This window comes from Desulfosporosinus sp. FKA (genome assembly GCF_002196785.1).
Classification (GTDB): domain Bacteria; phylum Bacillota; class Desulfitobacteriia; order Desulfitobacteriales; family Desulfitobacteriaceae; genus Desulfosporosinus; species Desulfosporosinus acididurans.
Window position 1 is genome coordinate 108,732 of sequence record NZ_NAHZ01000028.1, and the last position, 17,344, is coordinate 126,075.

The following is a 17,344-nucleotide window of genomic DNA, read 5'->3' on the forward strand; positions in this document are numbered from 1 at the left end:
CTCCTTTAACCGAATACTAAGCGATTTGCGCCCATAGATCGAGACATGTTGTTTGTCCGCGTACTTAATCCTAATTCCCTTGCTACTTCTTGCGCAATTTCTCTTGCTGATTGACCAGGTTGAGGATAAATATTTATTACTGTATTTCCGGTGCCTCCGAGCCTGCCGTTCGGGATAACTTGACTTCCACGAGGAAGATTAACTATTTCAGGTCCGTTTTCACCGACAAGTGACCATCCACCGGGAGCATAATTTGTACCAGTGGCGTAAGCCTTTCCTTGTACCCAGCTACGAAAGGTGCTTAATCCATTTCCGATTGAGCCTAAAATACCTGGAGAGGAAGACTGAGCTATTGTACCATTTGGGTTATTTGGAACATAATTTGGGTTGTTATAAAAGCTAGTATAAGCATTCTCAGTTTGTTTTTGTTGAACATTACTCGTATTAAAAAACTTGCCTAACGCTTCCCTTGCTCCATCGATTGCCGCTTTAACCTTATCCCAGTTTGTAGCTAAAATTGCCACTACAGTTATCACGCTGGTAATTGCTAAAACCCAAGGGTTCAAATTCATTACCAGATTTACACCTAACACGGCTAATTTCATAATATCGAATGCACCCTTAGCTGCTATTATTCCTAATGCGATCTTCCCTAGCCATTGCACAGTTTCACTAAAATGCCCTTTATCATCAATTAGTCCCAAATCTTTTGCGAAATCCTTAACACTTTTGACAGCCTTAGGTATTTCCTTCCCTATCCAATCAGTAACTGCTTTAGTTTTTTCCTTAATTCCACCCCAATCATGTGTCCAAGCTTGATATAAGAGATAACCTGCGGCTATCAATCCTAAAACAGGTCCTGCCACACCACCTACAGCTGTTTTCATAAGGCTAAATCCAGCACTTACAATTTTAGCTTCCTTTAAATACCCAAGTACCCCGGCCAGTAAAGTAATAGGTCCAACGACCAAAAGCACCGCAGCCGCAATCTCGGTAAATGTAGCAATCCATTTCACGACTTCGGGATGAGCTTGTTCAAACTCCAGAATTTTACCTAAAATATTATTTAACCCCTCTAGGACGGGGAGCATAGATTGTTGCACACCAAATCCAAAATTTGTCCAAATATCTTGCAGGGTTGTTGCAGCCTGCCTTGTTTGGCCTTGCCATGTTTTGTTCTGATCTTCTTGCATCGTGTTAATCGATGGCGATCCCTGAATTTGTTTTTGAACAGCAGTATATTGCTCTGATGCCCCAGACGTTGACATCATCATGGCAACGCGTGCGCCTTGGGTGCCAAATATATCTTTAAGCAAAGGGTTCATGGTATTCGCATTACCACCGAAACGCTTTGAGAAATCTTGCATTATTTTAACGGCTTCAGGTATCCCAACAAAGTTGCCCTTTGCATCCTCGAATACTGAGTGACCATTCGTAACAAATCCGGCAGTTTGCATTGCTTTATCCGCTTTTTTACCTGAGGAATGATAAATACTGCGCTGTAAAAAATCAGCAAAATTTGTGCCTCCACGGCCATTACCAAAACCCATGCGAGATAACCATGCGGTTGTTGCCAAGGCATCCCCTGAATTCAACCCCATCGATCTGGATTGATTCGAAATATATTTAAATGTTGTTGAAAATTCGCTTGCAGTATCGTGAGTGTGAAGCAATGCGGCATTTAATTGGTTCAAGAAAGGTGAAATCTGAGCTGTGCTGTAAAGTTGGTACTGGTGAGCCATTTTAACCGCAGACGCTACGGCATCCGGGGCATTCTCTTTTTTCTGCAGTTTTTGAACATCTGCAAAATTTACATATTGCTGAAGAATACCAGAATTTAAAACCTGGTCTTTCGTAAGGCCGGATGTTCCCATAGCTTGCATGATGCCACCGACTTCTGTTGCCGAGAAAATTGTTGGGATTCCAACAGTCTGAGATAAGTTCATGGCCTTTTGATATTCCTGATTTGTCATTCCTAAAGCATTTTTAACCCCCATTAGTGATGTCTGCAACTCCCCGGCTTTGTCTGCAGCACTAATAAGACCCTTAGCCATTACAGCTCCCGCTATTGTCATTGCTCCGCCGACAAAAGCCATGTTTCTAAAATTATTTAACCGAGCTTGGACGGCTCTAGTTCGCTCATCTAATATTCCAAGACTCCCGGCCATACGTGTTACAGGCCCAGTGAGAGCATCAATAGCCCTAAAGGTTACAGCTAACTCAAATGCTTGCTCTAGAAAACTCATTCTTCCACCCCCTTACGCTTACGTTTTTTCGTGGTTTCTTCTTCTTGCCTTTTCCGAATATCTTTTATTACTCCTATTGCTGCCCTGCGTACCACTCCGGTCATATTTAAAGCATCCCTATACGGAATTCCACCTTGAGTAGCATCAGCCAACATAATACTTTCGTAAAAAGCCGCTGAGTTTTTTAATCCATCAACTCTGCGGCTGAAACTTCCCCCTCGTCGCTAGCCTCTTCTTTTTTCTCAATATAATCATTTAGGCGGCTGTAAGCTTTACCTATTTGACTTAATTGCCTAGAAGTGAACCCAGCAAGGAACCCTCTGACATCATTCAACTTTACTGGTCTTTGAATCTCTTTTCCGTCAACCTCTTTAACGGCAAAAGCAAGTAAAATATAACGAAGCTGCAAGCCCCCAGCGCCAGGTTGATTCATTTCTTTTCCTACAACCTTAGCAGCAATCATTTCATCAAGTCCTGTCAATTCAACGACTTTGACCTCACGACCATCATTTAATTTAACGATTTCAAATTCTCGTTCCATGACTTAACCCTCCTAAAAATGTTATGTAAAAAGCGCGGAATTAACCGCGCTTATCCCGGTACTCTTGTTGTAGCAGCACCACTGAACGACCATTTAATTTCATCTGCTGCCGTTTGTTCGTCTTTAGCGAAATTGTATAGTACAGTGTCATTCCATACCCATGTTTTCACGAGACCGCTATAATATATCGTCGTTTCCTTTACAACGACGCGAATATTTGTCTGACCAGATCGCCCAGCCGCCTCAATCTGATCCACAATTGAGTCAAAGCTCTCATCTACTACACCGCCACTAAATGTCATTTCCCAATCACCAGGTATATCTTGGGTCCTTTGGCCAACTTGTCCAAGAGGTTGAAATTTTTTCTGCGTAGATTTACGGTCAGATTTAAACGAATCAAGCTCACTAATTGTTAAAACCCCAGTGGGTAAGTAAAAGTCAATCGTGACCGAGCTGCCCAATACACGATCTTGAGCAAACTTTTGTAAGTTCATTCCTAATAACATTCTTCCACCCCCTTAAGAAGACGATACGGTACTGGATGTAGTGATAGTGCTTGTGCTGATATCAGAAAAAACATCTATATTCTTAGCTGTACCTAGTAGCCGTACTTTCCAGTTAACTACTAGATTACCTGCCGCTACCGATGATGCTGAGTTATTTGACGAATTACAAATAACTAGGTAACTATCGATCTGTTTGTTCTTAGGATCGGGCGGATTGGCTAAAGGCTCTGAAAATGCATCAAGACTACCTTTCACATCCTTACGTAATGGATCATTGTCCCCGCTAGACTGCATTTCATCTACAGCCCAACCCATAGATGTCATTGCAGACTGTTCGAGAAAATATCTCGAACGTCTTACATATAAGTCCGAACCATCGGCAGCGACGCCAGAACGAGTGCCGATACCGCCTCGCGGGATACTATCGCAAACACAAAGAACCCCCGCAGCTTGTAACGTTTTAAGATCGTCCGTGCTACGCGGTGTAACAGACCCCAATGTTCCATAAATCGTTTTGTTGCCCCACGACTTATACCAAGGCAATTGTGCTGCCATTCCGGCCACTAATGCTGTTGGGGCAATCTGGCGATTTGTTTTTGTATCCTGATCATAAATATTTTGCCAACCATCACAATACGCCATATTATCCTGCTTATTCACATTCCCTGTCACGGTTGCCGCTACAGTGGAACCAGGTGCCATACAGGTCAATGGCATACAGTTATAGGTGGTACCGTGCTGGGCTACTGCAGCATTAATGGTCGTACTATATTGATTGGCTACGAAAACCATGTTACCAGTTATTGCGTTTAATGCGGTTAAACCAGTTCCCGAAGATCCGACAAAATCACTATCTCCAGGTGTCCCCTCGGTACCACCCGAAAATGCAAATGTTCCGGCAGCAGGAAGAAGAGAACTAGGTGAACTTGGTAATGACGCTATAGCTATTTTACTTTTTGCGTTAATTGTAGCCATCATCGAGGAGTCTGTTAACTCCGTGTAAGTTTCGGATGTATTGGTTCTTGGATCATAAATAGTCAGATCAAATGCTGAGCCATTTATTGCCACGGTCGCAGTCATACTATTAGCATCGCTACCCAAAATGGCTGTAGTTAAGCTAGTTTGAGGGTGGACCTGAGCTGCAGTCAGCGTCAGCACGTTACCCGCGGTGGGTGTAGCTGTATCTTGTAAGGTTACTTTCGCAGGAGTCGCTGTCGTGCCGAATACAGGAGTAATTCGTAATCCTCCCGCATATTGTTTGATTAAGGCCTGGATATTCAAGGGACCATTAACCGCTAAAGTAGAAGGGCCCAGATTACGTACTGCTGTCGCGTAATCACTGAATGTATAAATTGCCCCAGGGATTCCCCGAGTAAAATCACCGACCATTTTAACAATACCTGTTTGTACACCTTGGATATTCGGGGGGCTTTGGGTTTCGGTAATATAAACGTCATCAAGAATCTGGCCTGAAGTACTTTGGACTATAGGCATGCTGTCACATCCTTTCTAAGAAGTCTGAGTTGTTGGTGAAATATCCAATGATGGAATAAGATTAGTAACCTTATAGCCCTGAACACCGTCTAGAATGCGAGTTTGGGCTTCAAATTGCATATCTCTCTGATAAAAGTTGTCGCGACCTTCGGGCATTCGATCTAAACTTTTGAAAACAAAACGCGCAGTATTGACGGTGTTGATAGGCAATTGAATTTGATTGTTGAGATATTGCATAATAGCCCATCCTATGTCTAAGCGTTGCTGTGGATCTGTTGTGAATAGGCTGATCTGCAGGAGATATAATATTTTTTTAGTTTCAAAATAAATTGCCCCAGTTCCGTCACTATTCGTAATGGTTTTAAAAACTTTAGCTCTCCCTGTTGTATTGGTGCCCTTTTCACCAACTTTTACAAAAAATGCTGACGGAAAATTAACACCGGTATCTTCGAACCATTTAGGATCAGGCCATCCCTCAACGGCATATTTTAGGCTTGGCACAAGATTCTTAAATTGAGTCGAGAGAGTGGTGCACAAATCATCCCAAGGGTCTACCGTAAGCACTGGGTCATTCGGAATCATTGCAGCAACACCTCCTAAATCGAAAAGAAAGCTGTTCCAAGAGCCTCTTTTAAAGCCTTTTTGATATAATCCTCATTCTCATAAAGAGCCGGACGCAGGAATGGTCGTGGTGGTATCCTCTCTCCATCAGCCGTCCCAAACTCCTGCCACTTTCCGATAGGATTATTTGTGCCGACTTCTGCCGCCAGGGCTGATTCGTGAATTTTAATCGTTAGCGACTGGCGTAAATTGGTCGGATATAGTTTGTTTCCTGAACTATTGGGGTAATGCCCAATCAGTGGGTCTTCTCCACCGCCCGCTTGTGCCTTCTGCTCAATCGTAGAATCTGCCAATTGATTCCACGCTGGGTAAGGGCCAACCGCTGGTTGATATTCCCCAAACTTCTCTTGCGCTGTTTTCTGGACTTCCACAGCACATTTCTTTAACGCCACGATTGCAGCTGTGTCAACCTTTGCGGGTGCTTCAACCAATTTAGTTATGAGTTGAGAAAAGGTGATCTGCCTCATTTAACGATCCACCTCTCTTTCGGCCTTACAGAAAAGCAATTGCTGTTGACTGCCAAGGCCAAAGGGCCAAGCAGAACTTGTTCTGAACGTATGTCCATTCCAAGTAAGTTCATCATTTTCGCTAATCGTTCCCAGTAAAGCGTAAAATTCAAGAACTTCTTTGGGTTTGCCGCCTGCAACTACAGCTGAGATGTCTAATTCAGCTTTACTGACAACAATAGAAATAGTTGTCGTATTTGGAGAATCAGTTGGCTTACCGAATTTATCACGAGGAACTGCTTCATCAGCTTTTGAGAGTGTAACGGTTACCAGAGTTGCGTTTTCATTAAAAGCAAGCGCTAAACGCGAAACATTAAAACGATTATCTCCTATTGCCATTCCATCATCCCGCCATTCCGCTTGGACGCTTGATAATATCTCGCACAAACTGTTTTTCAAGTTCATCTGCACGGCTTTGGAGATTCTTGGCAACAGTTTTGTCATCGATCTCAATGTTATTGCCCATTTTATAGTGCTGAAGTTTAACACTATAATCCGTTGCAATCGAACGCAGCGCCTTGACCACTCCTGGGAGAAGTGCATTATCGATATCAAGATAAGGTACCGTGCACCCAATAGAATCTGAAGTGTGATAAGCATAATAATTAAATGCCAGGTCATAACTCATTTGTGGAACTGGGACAATGATAAGTTGCAGGTCACTGGGGTAAAAATCATACTGCACATCTTGCTCGTAGGCTGCCAAAGGTTTTGCGATTAACCGAGCTGCTGATAACAAGGTGAACGGAGAAAGCGTCCAGGCTTGCATCGGTGTAATTGCAGGTGAAGGGTTAATTGCCGCTTCAAAGCTATCTTCCTCCTGCGTGATCCAATCGTCTGGGAGAGAATATGTTGATTGACCAGCTTTTACGCTGATGGTTGTCGGTCGCTTACGGGGACGATATTTTGAATAGGTCCTGAAGCCATCCGTGATAAATTGAGTAACTTCTTGGTCGGTTAAGGCCTGAGTTGTTCCGTTATCACGAATTTGGGTGCGGAATTCGGTGATTAAATCGGTAATGGTAATAGCCATTACTTATCACCAGGCTTATTGCGTTTACTAGCAGCAATCGCCTTTTGAGTCGCCTCTGGATCGGCTACAGTTTGGACAGTTACCGCCGGCTCAGCAGGATACTTAAGTTCTTGCTTTTCGTTTTCCTTTAGTTCCATATAGGATTGTCCTGGCATAATAATTTGCCCTGTGAGAGGATGCCTCATGGGCTTGCCTGTAGTGTTTATTAACATACGATGAGTCACCATAATTCCCCCTTTCAGAAGAATAGGAGCCGCCATTCAAGGACAGCTCCTATTAACACCTCTTTCTAAGGTACGATTCGAATTGTACGACTGACAGGGTTCAGTACGTTTCCGTTGCTATCCAAAACCTGAGGAGTAACAATGGCACTGAATTCTTCACCATACCAAGCTTTGACCGGCAAAAGGTTACCCGTTGTAGGATCCTGCTTAGTTATTGGCCCCTCGATCTTATATGGAGTTTGAATTCCATATCGAGTAGCGTTTTTCTGAGTCAATAAAATACGGCTATCACCGAGAATCCAAGGAGCATTCAACTTAAACAGGCTTGTTTCATCACGAACACCAAAGAAGTTCTTGGTTGGGGTTAATGACGTTGCGGGCGGCTGCGCAAGCTTATAAAACATTTGAGCATTGCGGACAAAATTAGAACTATTCAAGCTAAATAATCCGAGGTTCGGAGGATTAAATCTCGGGCTTGATCCCATGATTGCTCCAGTTAAAGAGAGCTGCATAAGCAGGGTGTTGTACCAATCTTCTTCTTTGGTATAACCAGCTCCCATAGCGGAATGCCAGAGGTCATAGTTTGTTGCAGCGCTATAGCTGATAACGGGATCGGTCGTTCCCGGAACAATTCCCAGTCCAGTTACAAAGTAAATATCGCCAGTCTCGAAGTTGATTGCAAACTGAGCACCAGTACCAACGATATTACCATTGCTGTCTAATCCTCCGATAGTTAAAGTTGTACTACCAACCTTACAGGTAATTGCATTTGTGGTGCTGGATTGGACCGAACCGTTTGCGTTAATAACTTGCTTCGTGCGAGGACGAACGATAGGAGTGGACCCTGCAGGGGCAAAGACAAAACTGCTACCATAAGCCGGTGCAGCTTGCCCAGCTTGGCCGCCTAATTTCAATTGTCCTTTAAACTTAACGTTTGTTCCATCGTTAACAGCAGTCGTGGTAACTGTTTCATTCGTAACGATCAAAGGATTGAATTCGTCAGCAGTAACCGCCATATCCCAATATGCATAGAGATCCACGCGCCGGCCAGCTTCTTTACCAATGTGGTAGATAGCCCGAGCAGGGGCATTGTATTTCAGCGGACCAGTTTCCATAGCACGGATAACATCTGTGGTTAAGCTAATAGCATTACGACGAGCTTTAGGCGTGAATGATGCCCAAATTACGTCAATTTGACTTTCAGGAATTGCACTATTTTCGGCAACTACAAGATCATAAAGCAACGTTGCAGGATCAATTGCGACAGATCCCTTGAAGGATTCAGACGGAATTCTCCACTCAGAGCCCTCGAAAACATCCGTCATCATGAATTGTGTTGATTCCGTATCTTGGAATTTTTGAATCAGGATTACTTCCTGGATCGTCGGTTGATTAAGAAGAGCTGCGGTCGTGACTGAAGCGCCACTATCCAGAAGAGCTTCGACTTTCTCTGCAGAATCCTTCATGACCGAATATCCAATATCCTTTTGTTCGAACTTATCAAGAATCTTCTTCACAAGTTCGCCGTTGTGCTTCCGTAATTCTGGATCAGGAGTGAAGCCCTTTTCGTCATCAATACGACTAAATGCCTGCAGCATACTGTCAACTAATGGCTGCCACGGCTTTGGCTCATTCCCAACCTGAACCCGTTGCTGCCCGGATGGTGTATTAGCTGCATTAAATCCTAATGATTGAAGGAATTCCGCAGCCGATACTTGCCCAGCCATATCAAGAACGCTATCAAGCACAATTTCGGCTTGTTCTTTTGTTTTGGGTTCACCGGTAGCTTTTTTAATCGCTTCTAACACTTGTGGAGTATATTTTGGTTTCAGTTCCTCAAATTTTGAGTCAAGAAAAGCCCTAGCTTCAGCCTTTTTTTGTTCGGCTTCTTGCTGGGCTTGCTGTGCGTCTAACATGGCTTGGAATGGCTGTAAGCTCGTTCCTTGAGCCTCTTGGATCATTTGCATAATTTCTTCCTTAGTCAATTCACGTTCCCCCTTATTTTGAGTTTGACTATCAGTCATTGGGTTTCCGCCAGGCGGCTCTTGGACAGCTCGATCTGCTCCGTAATTCGGTGAGTCATATCGACGGTAGAGGTTTTGGTTACTGGTGGTGCTAACCTGGATGCCGTTGTAAACGTCATAACGGCTTTTACATTTTGGACATTGCCAAAAATCTACGTCATCATCCTTGTCCGGATCGACAGGAACGAGCGCCGTTCCGTCCAAGGGACAGATAGGATCGTTAAAGTTAATCCCATCCATCATGGCTTCCAACTGGCTATCTGTCATGACAATTTGCTCTACTCCACATCCCTCGGTCGCTGGATCGGGTACATAATCAAAGGTCAGCATTTCCATGTTAGTTGCAACCGAAATAAGACTATCGTTGATAACCTTTTTACTGGAATGGCCAACACTTCGAAGACTTATCCCGACCGGCTCCCTAGCTCGTGCTAAAGCTGCGATATTTCGCCCCTTTGTTGTATCGAAGATATCTGAGTCAAACCAGACCCATCCATCACTATCCATCCAGGGGTCTCCGTGAATCCGAGCTACACGATTATCCAGGCTTGTCTTAAATCTAATTTGGCCGCTAGAGTCCACAAAATGAGCCGGGTGTGGGGATTCCATCGGCTCCCATTTTCCTTTTCTTCGCTCCATGCTGTCCGTCATAACGTTCACTGGATACATCCTATTATGAGCGTTAATCACATTAGCACGGGTCCCCTTGTTACGTAGCCGCATAATGATACCGGGAGGAAGCTGCTCCTTCTGTTCAGCATTTGCCGAGTCGAGTAATATCTCTGGATGTTCATAGATAGCATCTGTCATAGGAGACTTGTCCCAATCGGAAGTATCAATACCTTCCTTTTTCGCGGCAGCTAATATGTTCTTTCGGGCTGTTTTACGCTCGGAATCCGTAAGCCCTTTCGCCCTATCAACCATGTCCCAGCCAAGCTTTATATGTGTTTTATCAGTAATGGGGAACATTTTCTTTCCTGGCAGCGCAAATTGATCGCTTGATAACTTTTTGCGATCTGCCGAATCTAATTTAGCCATTCAATTACTCCTTTCTGCCGATTATGGACAAACAAAAATGGTGCTCTACAATGCGCACCACCGCCTTTCAATATATTTTCCTTCTACTTACTCAACAGGAAGCCAAATGCACCTACAATTTGGATGATATGGAGGTTGTTCGTCGTTTAAATCGAATATCCCCCCATTTTTGCTTAAGCAAATAGGACATGTCCGATTATCAACGACCGCTTCAGAACGGAATCTTGTGTACCCAGCCTCAGCTTGGTACTTCAGATTTGCTGTATTAAAAGCATACGCCATCTCTGTTCGTGCAATCATGTTAAGCCGCCACTCCGGAACGTCGACGACGTCCTTCATGCGTGATGTATACCCCGCGACATTGTCTCCGTCTTCGTAAGCGTCGCTAATTGCTTTCATGAGTTCCTTTTGAGTGGTTGCTTGAATCCCCTTAAGTCGGTACTTAATCTGATCCTTCAGGATATCCTGGACCTCTTTGCTTACTAAAGAAAAGCTTACGCTCTCGCGAATGTCTTTTTGGAGCGTTTCTTCAGCTAACCCGATGGATTTTAAGTAACTGGTTAAAAAATGATTACTCATTGTTTTCTCTTCGAAATTCCATGCCGTATTGAATTGGCCCAAAACATAATTTTGAAGAAGTTCGAGATCAACCCGAGCAATATTTATTACCTTTTCATCCAATTGCACTTCAGACTGCTGTTTTTGCCTATCACTTACTTGCTCAGTACCAGCGCTCTGGCCCGTAAGGTGGGCGATATTTTTAACAAACTTCTCTGAAGTAAGTTTTTGAGCTATTTCTGAAAAGGAATCTTTTAGTTTCCCTGCGAAATCAGATTCAAACTTTGCCATTTTGTCTGACCGCAGGGGACTAGACTTTTTTACATTGCTACCTCCGCTCTTACTATCGAGAGCCGCCCTTCCAGCGCTGGCAACGGTGCTTTTGCTAATGGCTACCGGACTTGGCTTTTCGGGATTAACAGCATTGGCTTCGACGGCTTGAGCCGCTTTATCCGAAGCAATTTCCTCATCAATCGCTTTAAGCTCATCATCAATAGCTTGTTCATTATCAAAGTCAAGGAATGGAGCTAGGATTGTTAGCCCGCGCTTCGCCGTAATCTGCGGCTTAGGTTGTGCAGCTCTAAGCTTGAGCACAGTATCTGTCGCCTCACCAAATGTTAATTCGTCTAACTGTGCCCAGCCGATATTGATCGAGACCTCCTCAGGATTAATTCCTCCAAGGGCCAAGGCCATGTTAAAAATAGCTCTTATTCCGGAGAATGTTCCAGGGTCACCATTCTCAAGTAAATCTTGGATTCCCTTAACGTCCTCTTTGTAAGTTCGTTTTTGGTCCTCCACAACATCCCGGTTAACGTTGCGGCCAAATCCTAGGATATGCAACGGTACGCCGGTGCCAATCATGGCGTTTTCCAGCAAATACTCCACGTCTTTAATATGGTCAAGGTGGGCGTCTCCTTCGAGATTGCGCACATCGCCAAGACCATTAATGAAGTAATCTGCTGTGATGCGTGAGTTTTTAGGATCATCTAATCGGTTATCCTTGATATATTTCTTGAGTTCAGTATCCGTACCAGGATTATCCTTATCGCCAACAACATGAACCCGGCGCTGTACGGCACGGGTTCTACGTCTGACAACCATATCTTCCTCTGTCATTTGAAGCTTTTTCCACATCGGTCTACCTGAATAGTATTGACTTCGTCCGTAGCGCTCGCCCGGCTCATACTTCCAGCGAATGTGGTTGACACTCCATAGCGGGAAGGCTTGGATTTCCTGCCTGGTAATTGGGTCAATCTGAAGAAAAGCTCGTTTTAAATCCGGAAAGCTATCGGTCATATCATCGAGGCGTTCCATACTGATGGCTGGCAGGTTTTTTATTCGGGTAATATGTGCGGACATACCATCAGGGTTCATCGCCGGAATGACATTCAAAAATATGTCACCATCTCTCAGGACCGTCCTAGCCCATGCCGGAAGATGAGCATTTAGCTTTGTATCCTTCATGAGCTTGTCAATGATTTCCTGCGCCTTTTTCTGGATCTTTGTTGTTCGGCTCCCGCCAACTGTCACCGTAATGCCTCCGCGTGTTGCGGCATTTGCCATAACATAATTAGCACGGTCTAGACGGCTATCACGTTTTACTAAAAGTTCCAAGTCCCTGAGGAGGGTTCGCCGTTCCCACTCTAACACGAATATTTCATAAGGCCAGAGTAAGGGAGACGTCTTAATTGTTAATCCTGGATCATCTTTGGCGGTTCGTGTTGCGTTTTCAGGCAAGATATTGACGAACATGTCAAAGAGTTTTGTTAATAGATTTGCCACACTATGGAATCACCTCCCTTGATGGGGATTGCTACGAATTTATTTCAGGAAAAATTCGCAAATAGCTTTGAATAAGTAATCCTTGCTACGCTGTTCCTGAGGTAATTGATCATAAGGTACCATGCAGGGATGAGTTTTCTTATTAGGATCTTTTATATCTCCATATATCCATCCATCTGCTTCCTTCTCGCGCATCCAGCTAATATGCGTTTCTTCCGGAGTAGCATTATTATTTAGGTGAAACCTTACTCCGTTAATGGCACTCTCCTTTTGCCAAACAGGCGCCTCTGTCCATCTTTTCTGCGAATGATCCCCCAGACTCTCACAATAAGCACGGTTAACTTCATGGCACAATTCGGCAATCTGCTCAATATTAACTCCGTTAAACATCCTTACTCCCTCCGATACAATAAAACGTCAATCTTCACATCTCTTGGCCGCCTATAAGCTACATCCCGAATCCTTGACTCAAGATCGTCCCTAATTTCAGCCCAAACATGTACCAAATACCTACCCGGTGAAACATACTCCGGCATGACATCATAAACGCCTTCCAATGCTAAAATTCTTTGACTCAACTTCCCTATATTCCATTTCCAAGGCGGATCTGGCAATCGTATCCGCTTAAAAATACCCATCATAATATCCTCCCTGATCATCGAGCCCATCATAATAATCCTCTTCGAGAATATCTGCATATGATGTTCGAACTGCCTGCATGTGGACAGGTTCTCTCTTAACTTCAAGCGCCCAATTTGCCAATGCCAACGCCCAAAATTTATCGCCATGGTGCTTATCGTTGCGTTCGACGGAATATCGGAAGGCTCCAGTACTCGTGACATCACGCTTAATAGCTACGATCTGGGAGATTAAATCTCGGTCATTAGGAATTAGAATCCCGCTGCGTCCCTTTTCAAAATCCTTGTGAAGGGCAATCGCCATAGCTTCTTTACTGGCGTTCGTGAAACTGATTGGCTCAACTTGCCCACCGTATTTCTTGCGAAGATCTTCGGCCAAGTTCATTCCAAGGCCGGTTTCGTCAATATCAAGTCGAACCGGCTTAGCGATCTCTAAAAATCTACTAAGCTCACGCTGCTGAAGCTCAAAGTCAGATTGTTTATAGGTCGCCATAAGCCGAAGAATCTTAGCGACTTCCGTTTCATCAAGACTGATAAGTTCTGAGGCATCTTTTCGGCGGCCAACATCGTACCCAGCTCCGAGTCTACCTTTGATTTTTTTACGAAGGTCAGTAAATCCACTGGCCATAAGGCGGTCCTGTTCGGTCTCCCCCTCTTCGCCTTCATCATTCATGACGCAGGCATATACCATTTGCAAGGGAAAGTATGATGAGTTATCGTCGACAAAGGCGCATTCGAACTCTTGTTGAAATGCCTCCAGGTCCATAGCATTGAAGAGTTCATGTAGTTGTTCTGTACCGAATTCCTCAACTCGCTGAAGGGTTTCCATGTTTAGGGCTTCTCTTCGAGCTCGCGGAACGTCTTTGCAGAGTAAAGAAAAGTCCCACCAGTATATGGTGCGACGCTTATAATTCTTATATTTTTTGGGATTATCCCATATCTCGTAAAACTTACCGGCTTTACCGAGTGGCGTTGATATAACTGTCAGCGAACCATGCTTTACTCGAGTAAAAACCGGTACTGCTGAAGTATAGACTACGCTGTCCCAACCACCAAAAAAGGCGAACTCATCAAGGATAACATCAAGGACGTTATTACTACCCTTACCACGAATAGGCCCCTTACCTTGAGCTATGATCCGAGTGCCGGTAGACTTTCGCCCTGACTTAGAAACGAATTCAAGCGATGTTGTGTTATCCACGAGCTTTCGTTTCTTGTAATTGTCAGGTAATGAATCATAAAGTTGCTTAGCATATCGAATTTTCTCTTTGGAGTCATCCAGCTTGTATGACGCGATGATACAGGTATAATCATCAAGGTTTTGACTTCGAGCCAAGGCTCTAGCAGCTGACACGAAGGAGAATCCTAACTGCCGGCCCTTAAGCCATATCTGAAAACGCTCTGTTGATTCCAAAAAGTCACGTTGATAATCATCAAACTCAATCGCTGGATCTGTAAGCAACTCAAGATAGCCAGCCTCCGTTGCGAGTACGTCTGCCAAGACATCAGACGTTATTGGTTTTTGGGTAATAATTGTTGGCCCTCTACTCATCCGAGATTACCTTCACTTCAGGCAACTTCTGGTTATATCTCGCCGCAAATCTTGCCTGTACTTCATCGGCAGAGATACCAATATTAACATGGACCTGAGGCCCTGCATCCTTAGCAGATTTTGGAGTCATTAAGAAGCTCCCCATGTCTATGCCCAAAGTCTTCATAATATGCGCCGCTTCCCTGAGCGCCGGGTGAGCGACTTTCTCTGTATATCTTAAGCCGCTGTTGGTGAGCTTCTCGCTTTCTACAACCACGCCATCTTTTATAACAGCTTCTAACAAGCGATTAACCTGAACTGCCATGCCACCGGCTACTGTGCCAACGTCATCTTTTAGGGATTCGAGATCATTTTTTCTGAAGGCTACTTGCCATTTTTTAATCTGACGAAGTTCTGGACGACAAAGTTCTTTATCCTTAACCTTTCCAGACATAAAATCTTTACATTGATCACGGTGAAGGCATTCGCTAGTACAAGGCCTTACTGGAATTTCAGAAGATAGATACGTTTTGCTACGCTTCTGAGTGGCGGCGGAGTTATTGGCTTCGCTTTCCGTGATGACTTGTCGGAGGGCTTGGTCATACTCCTCAACGCAGGTTGTGAAATCGTCATCGTCATCGACAAGGTTTAGGGGTTTTTCTTCATTGTCTTGCATGATTTATCCCTCCTTTGTGGGGTATTTTAACTACTATTTACTTAACGTGGGTTCCTTCAACTCCACGCTTTTCTCTTGCCATTGTTCGCTTTCTTAACCAGAGCATAGCTTCTTCAAGCTTGGTAATAGCAATTGAATTATCACGGCACGCATATTCTGATTTTTGGAAGTGTTCAAGCCGAGTAATGACCATTGCTATTAAATCTTCGTTGCATACGCCGTTGACGCCGCATTCCTTTATCGGGCCTTCCTGGAAATCAACTTTTGCTAAGATTTTGTGATTCTTTTCAACTTCACATACAGTAAAGTGATGTGGAGCGTTAAATTTCATAGTCTTATGTTCTTCGTGCCAAACTTCTGTATATTTATTAGTCAATAAATCATGCTCAAGTTTTTCCATTAGTAAATTCCTTCTTTCAACTCACCAGTTTTATGTGTATAAATTTTTTACCGGGAAAAATTTTCACTTTAAGGCTAATAAAAATGGGGAAAATTTCTGCGAGAGGGGGATTGCGTATAAAAAAATTCGATTTTCGTGGTCAATTTCCGACCATGTTCGACATTTGCCCAACGTACCCTGCTCACTGGGCATGCCTGCTCCTTTAACACGCACACAAAGCACAGACAAAAGAAAACAGATAGAACTTCTCTCAGCCCTACCTGTTAATAAGGAATCCCTTTTATACATAATCAACCTGGTCCACTGCCTTCTGTAGATCGTTCATGTCTGGCCTCGTATAGATCGCCGTCGTATTTAAGCTTGCATGTCCAAGCATCAAGGCAACCTTATCCAGGCTAACACCAGCATCTAGTAAATCATGAGCAAAAGTATGTCTTAATATATGAGGTGTTAGGTTGTCAACCTTCGCCTGCTCGCCGTACTTCTTGCATATCAATTGCACAGCACGAGGTGTTAGTTTAGGATCTCTTTGCCCTTGGAATAAGTATTCGCCAAGGTACTTGATTCGAATGTTACCCATGTAATCTGCCATGTAATCTCTTAGCATTTTACGCATGGGTACTTGCCTAAACTTGTTCCCCTTGCCAGCCCTTACGATCAAAACGCCTTTCCTGTCACTCAAAACAATATCCTCTGGTATTAACTCGACCAACTCTGATACTCGAATGCCAGTACTTAGCATGGTTAAAATAATAGACCCATCTCTTTTATTCTTTGTATGTTCTATGACTCTGAGGAGCCTATGCTTCTCATTTTTATTCAATCCTCTTGGAGCTGTTTTGACAACATCGACCTGCTTAACCTTTTTGACTGGGTTATGAGATAACTTGCCTTCTTCATACAACCATTGGCAAAAGGCTTTTATCGACGATAGTGCCGTATTTACTGAATTTGGCTTCATGTTATTATCCTGCAAATACTTTCTGTACTTGGCTGCGTCGATTGAAGTGATTCCCAGGGGATCGTCTGACTCAGTTGTCTCTTTTAACCATGCTAAAAACTTGCTTAATTGTATCCTTCGAGTTGCTATTGACCGGCTACTCTTCCCGGTGCCCTCCAAGACAGCTAAGTATTCGTCTAACATTCACAACGCCCCCTACACATAAGCGAACAGTTTTTTAACAGATAATAGGCTGTTCAAGGCCTTATTATTGTAGATATTATAACATAACTGTTCGCATATTGTATAGTATGCGAAGTGACCATTTTTTACCTTAATGTCTCAAGATGAGACTGTCCACGATTTGACGCGGGAGGGAGCGCCCCCGCCTATTCGAACCTCACGCCCTTGTTTGTTCGCATCATCATATCATAAACCCTAAACTTTGGACTTTCCTCGTACAACTCATCCAGTATTGCCCGGACCGAGCAACTCGCATTCTTCCAGTTTTTACAATTACCGCAGTTAGGATTTAGCCCAGCTTTCTTGGGTTCAAATCCTACGCAGGTGAAAGCTTGTTTTGGCA

General features: G+C 43.8%; 17 protein-coding genes. All 17 read right to left on the reverse strand.

What is annotated here, in order from left to right:
* Positions 1–5 precede the first annotated feature (5 nt).
* Complete coding sequence (locus tag B5771_RS10955) at positions 6–2,246, reverse strand: phage tail tape measure protein (protein WP_088187540.1); 2,241 nt, start codon at positions 2,244–2,246, stop codon at positions 6–8.
* A 184-nt stretch (positions 2,247–2,430) separates the two neighbouring features.
* On the reverse strand, positions 2,431–2,787 hold the full coding sequence (locus B5771_RS10960; protein ID WP_088187541.1) for a hypothetical protein: 357 nt from the start codon (positions 2,785–2,787) through the stop codon (positions 2,431–2,433).
* A 50-nt stretch (positions 2,788–2,837) separates the two neighbouring features.
* Positions 2,838–3,293, reverse strand: coding sequence for a hypothetical protein (locus tag B5771_RS10965; protein ID WP_088187542.1), 456 nt, complete (start codon positions 3,291–3,293; stop codon positions 2,838–2,840).
* 12 nt (positions 3,294–3,305) lie between these two features.
* Entirely contained in the window at positions 3,306–4,787 is a 1,482-nt protein-coding gene (locus B5771_RS10970) for a hypothetical protein (RefSeq protein ID WP_088187543.1), read from the reverse strand.
* Positions 4,788–4,802: 15 nt separating this feature from the next.
* Positions 4,803–5,369 (reverse strand): hypothetical protein, encoded by a 567-nt coding sequence (locus B5771_RS10975; protein ID WP_088187544.1) that lies wholly within the window; start codon positions 5,367–5,369, stop codon positions 4,803–4,805.
* A gap of 14 nt (positions 5,370–5,383) precedes the next feature.
* Entirely contained in the window at positions 5,384–5,875 is a 492-nt protein-coding gene (locus B5771_RS10980; RefSeq protein ID WP_088187545.1) for a hypothetical protein, read from the reverse strand.
* The gene (locus tag B5771_RS10985; protein WP_088187546.1) at positions 5,876–6,253 is read right to left on the reverse strand and encodes a hypothetical protein; all 378 of its coding nucleotides are present in this window, start codon (positions 6,251–6,253) and stop codon (positions 5,876–5,878) included.
* Positions 6,254–6,257: 4 nt separating this feature from the next.
* On the reverse strand, positions 6,258–6,947 hold the full coding sequence (locus B5771_RS10990) for a hypothetical protein (protein ID WP_088187547.1): 690 nt from the start codon (positions 6,945–6,947) through the stop codon (positions 6,258–6,260).
* Positions 6,947–7,207, reverse strand: a complete 261-nt coding sequence (locus B5771_RS10995) for a hypothetical protein (RefSeq protein ID WP_088187548.1) — start codon at positions 7,205–7,207, stop codon at positions 6,947–6,949. The genes B5771_RS10990 and B5771_RS10995 overlap by 1 nt, the downstream gene beginning before the upstream one ends.
* Before the next feature lie 29 nt (positions 7,208–7,236).
* Entirely contained in the window at positions 7,237–10,233 is a 2,997-nt protein-coding gene (locus tag B5771_RS11000; protein ID WP_088187549.1) for a DUF6582 domain-containing protein, read from the reverse strand.
* 87 nt (positions 10,234–10,320) lie between these two features.
* Positions 10,321–12,573: a minor capsid protein gene (locus B5771_RS11005; RefSeq protein ID WP_088187550.1), complete on the reverse strand. Its 2,253-nt coding sequence runs from the start codon at positions 12,571–12,573 to the stop codon at positions 10,321–10,323.
* 39 nt (positions 12,574–12,612) lie between these two features.
* Positions 12,613–12,963: a RyR domain-containing protein gene (locus B5771_RS11010; protein ID WP_088187551.1), complete on the reverse strand. Its 351-nt coding sequence runs from the start codon at positions 12,961–12,963 to the stop codon at positions 12,613–12,615.
* A 2-nt stretch (positions 12,964–12,965) separates the two neighbouring features.
* The gene (locus B5771_RS11015) at positions 12,966–13,214 is read right to left on the reverse strand and encodes a hypothetical protein (protein ID WP_172408244.1); all 249 of its coding nucleotides are present in this window, start codon (positions 13,212–13,214) and stop codon (positions 12,966–12,968) included.
* Complete coding sequence (locus B5771_RS11020) at positions 13,198–14,763, reverse strand: terminase family protein (protein ID WP_088187553.1); 1,566 nt, start codon at positions 14,761–14,763, stop codon at positions 13,198–13,200. The genes B5771_RS11015 and B5771_RS11020 overlap by 17 nt, the downstream gene beginning before the upstream one ends.
* Entirely contained in the window at positions 14,756–15,418 is a 663-nt protein-coding gene (locus B5771_RS11025; RefSeq protein WP_088187554.1) for a hypothetical protein, read from the reverse strand. The genes B5771_RS11020 and B5771_RS11025 overlap by 8 nt, the downstream gene beginning before the upstream one ends.
* Positions 15,419–15,455: 37 nt before the next feature.
* Positions 15,456–15,818 carry a hypothetical protein gene (locus tag B5771_RS11030; RefSeq protein WP_088187555.1) on the reverse strand — a complete coding sequence of 121 codons (363 nt, stop codon included), beginning with the start codon at positions 15,816–15,818 and terminating at the stop codon, positions 15,456–15,458.
* Between the two features lie 280 nt (positions 15,819–16,098).
* Positions 16,099–16,962: a tyrosine-type recombinase/integrase gene (locus B5771_RS11040; RefSeq protein ID WP_088187557.1), complete on the reverse strand. Its 864-nt coding sequence runs from the start codon at positions 16,960–16,962 to the stop codon at positions 16,099–16,101.
* Positions 16,963–17,344 lie beyond the last annotated feature (382 nt).

Excerpts from the sequence above, each read along its gene's own strand:
- B5771_RS11010 (WP_088187551.1), bottom strand. The coding sequence starts at position 12,963 with ATGTTTAACGGAGTTAATATTGAGCAGATTGCCGAATTGTGCCATGAA.
- B5771_RS10985 (WP_088187546.1), bottom strand. The coding sequence starts at position 6,253 with ATGGCAATAGGAGATAATCGTTTTAATGTTTCGCGTTTAGCGCTTGCT.
- B5771_RS11040 (WP_088187557.1), bottom strand. The coding sequence starts at position 16,962 with ATGTTAGACGAATACTTAGCTGTCTTGGAGGGCACCGGGAAGAGTAGC.
- B5771_RS10970 (WP_088187543.1), bottom strand. The coding sequence starts at position 4,787 with ATGCCTATAGTCCAAAGTACTTCAGGCCAGATTCTTGATGACGTTTAT.
- B5771_RS11015 (WP_172408244.1), bottom strand. The coding sequence starts at position 13,214 with ATGATGGGTATTTTTAAGCGGATACGATTGCCAGATCCGCCTTGGAAA.
- B5771_RS11030 (WP_088187555.1), bottom strand. The coding sequence starts at position 15,818 with ATGGAAAAACTTGAGCATGATTTATTGACTAATAAATATACAGAAGTT.
- B5771_RS10965 (WP_088187542.1), bottom strand. The coding sequence starts at position 3,293 with ATGTTATTAGGAATGAACTTACAAAAGTTTGCTCAAGATCGTGTATTG.
- B5771_RS10980 (WP_088187545.1), bottom strand. The coding sequence starts at position 5,875 with ATGAGGCAGATCACCTTTTCTCAACTCATAACTAAATTGGTTGAAGCA.
- B5771_RS10995 (WP_088187548.1), bottom strand. The coding sequence starts at position 7,207 with ATGGCGGCTCCTATTCTTCTGAAAGGGGGAATTATGGTGACTCATCGT.
- B5771_RS10955 (WP_088187540.1), bottom strand. The coding sequence starts at position 2,246 with ATGAGTTTTCTAGAGCAAGCATTTGAGTTAGCTGTAACCTTTAGGGCT.
- B5771_RS11020 (WP_088187553.1), bottom strand. The coding sequence starts at position 14,763 with ATGAGTAGAGGGCCAACAATTATTACCCAAAAACCAATAACGTCTGAT.
- B5771_RS10990 (WP_088187547.1), bottom strand. The coding sequence starts at position 6,947 with ATGGCTATTACCATTACCGATTTAATCACCGAATTCCGCACCCAAATT.
- B5771_RS11025 (WP_088187554.1), bottom strand. The coding sequence starts at position 15,418 with ATGCAAGACAATGAAGAAAAACCCCTAAACCTTGTCGATGACGATGAC.
- B5771_RS10960 (WP_088187541.1), bottom strand. The coding sequence starts at position 2,787 with ATGGAACGAGAATTTGAAATCGTTAAATTAAATGATGGTCGTGAGGTC.
- B5771_RS11000 (WP_088187549.1), bottom strand. The coding sequence starts at position 10,233 with ATGGCTAAATTAGATTCGGCAGATCGCAAAAAGTTATCAAGCGATCAA.
- B5771_RS10975 (WP_088187544.1), bottom strand. The coding sequence starts at position 5,369 with ATGATTCCGAATGACCCAGTGCTTACGGTAGACCCTTGGGATGATTTG.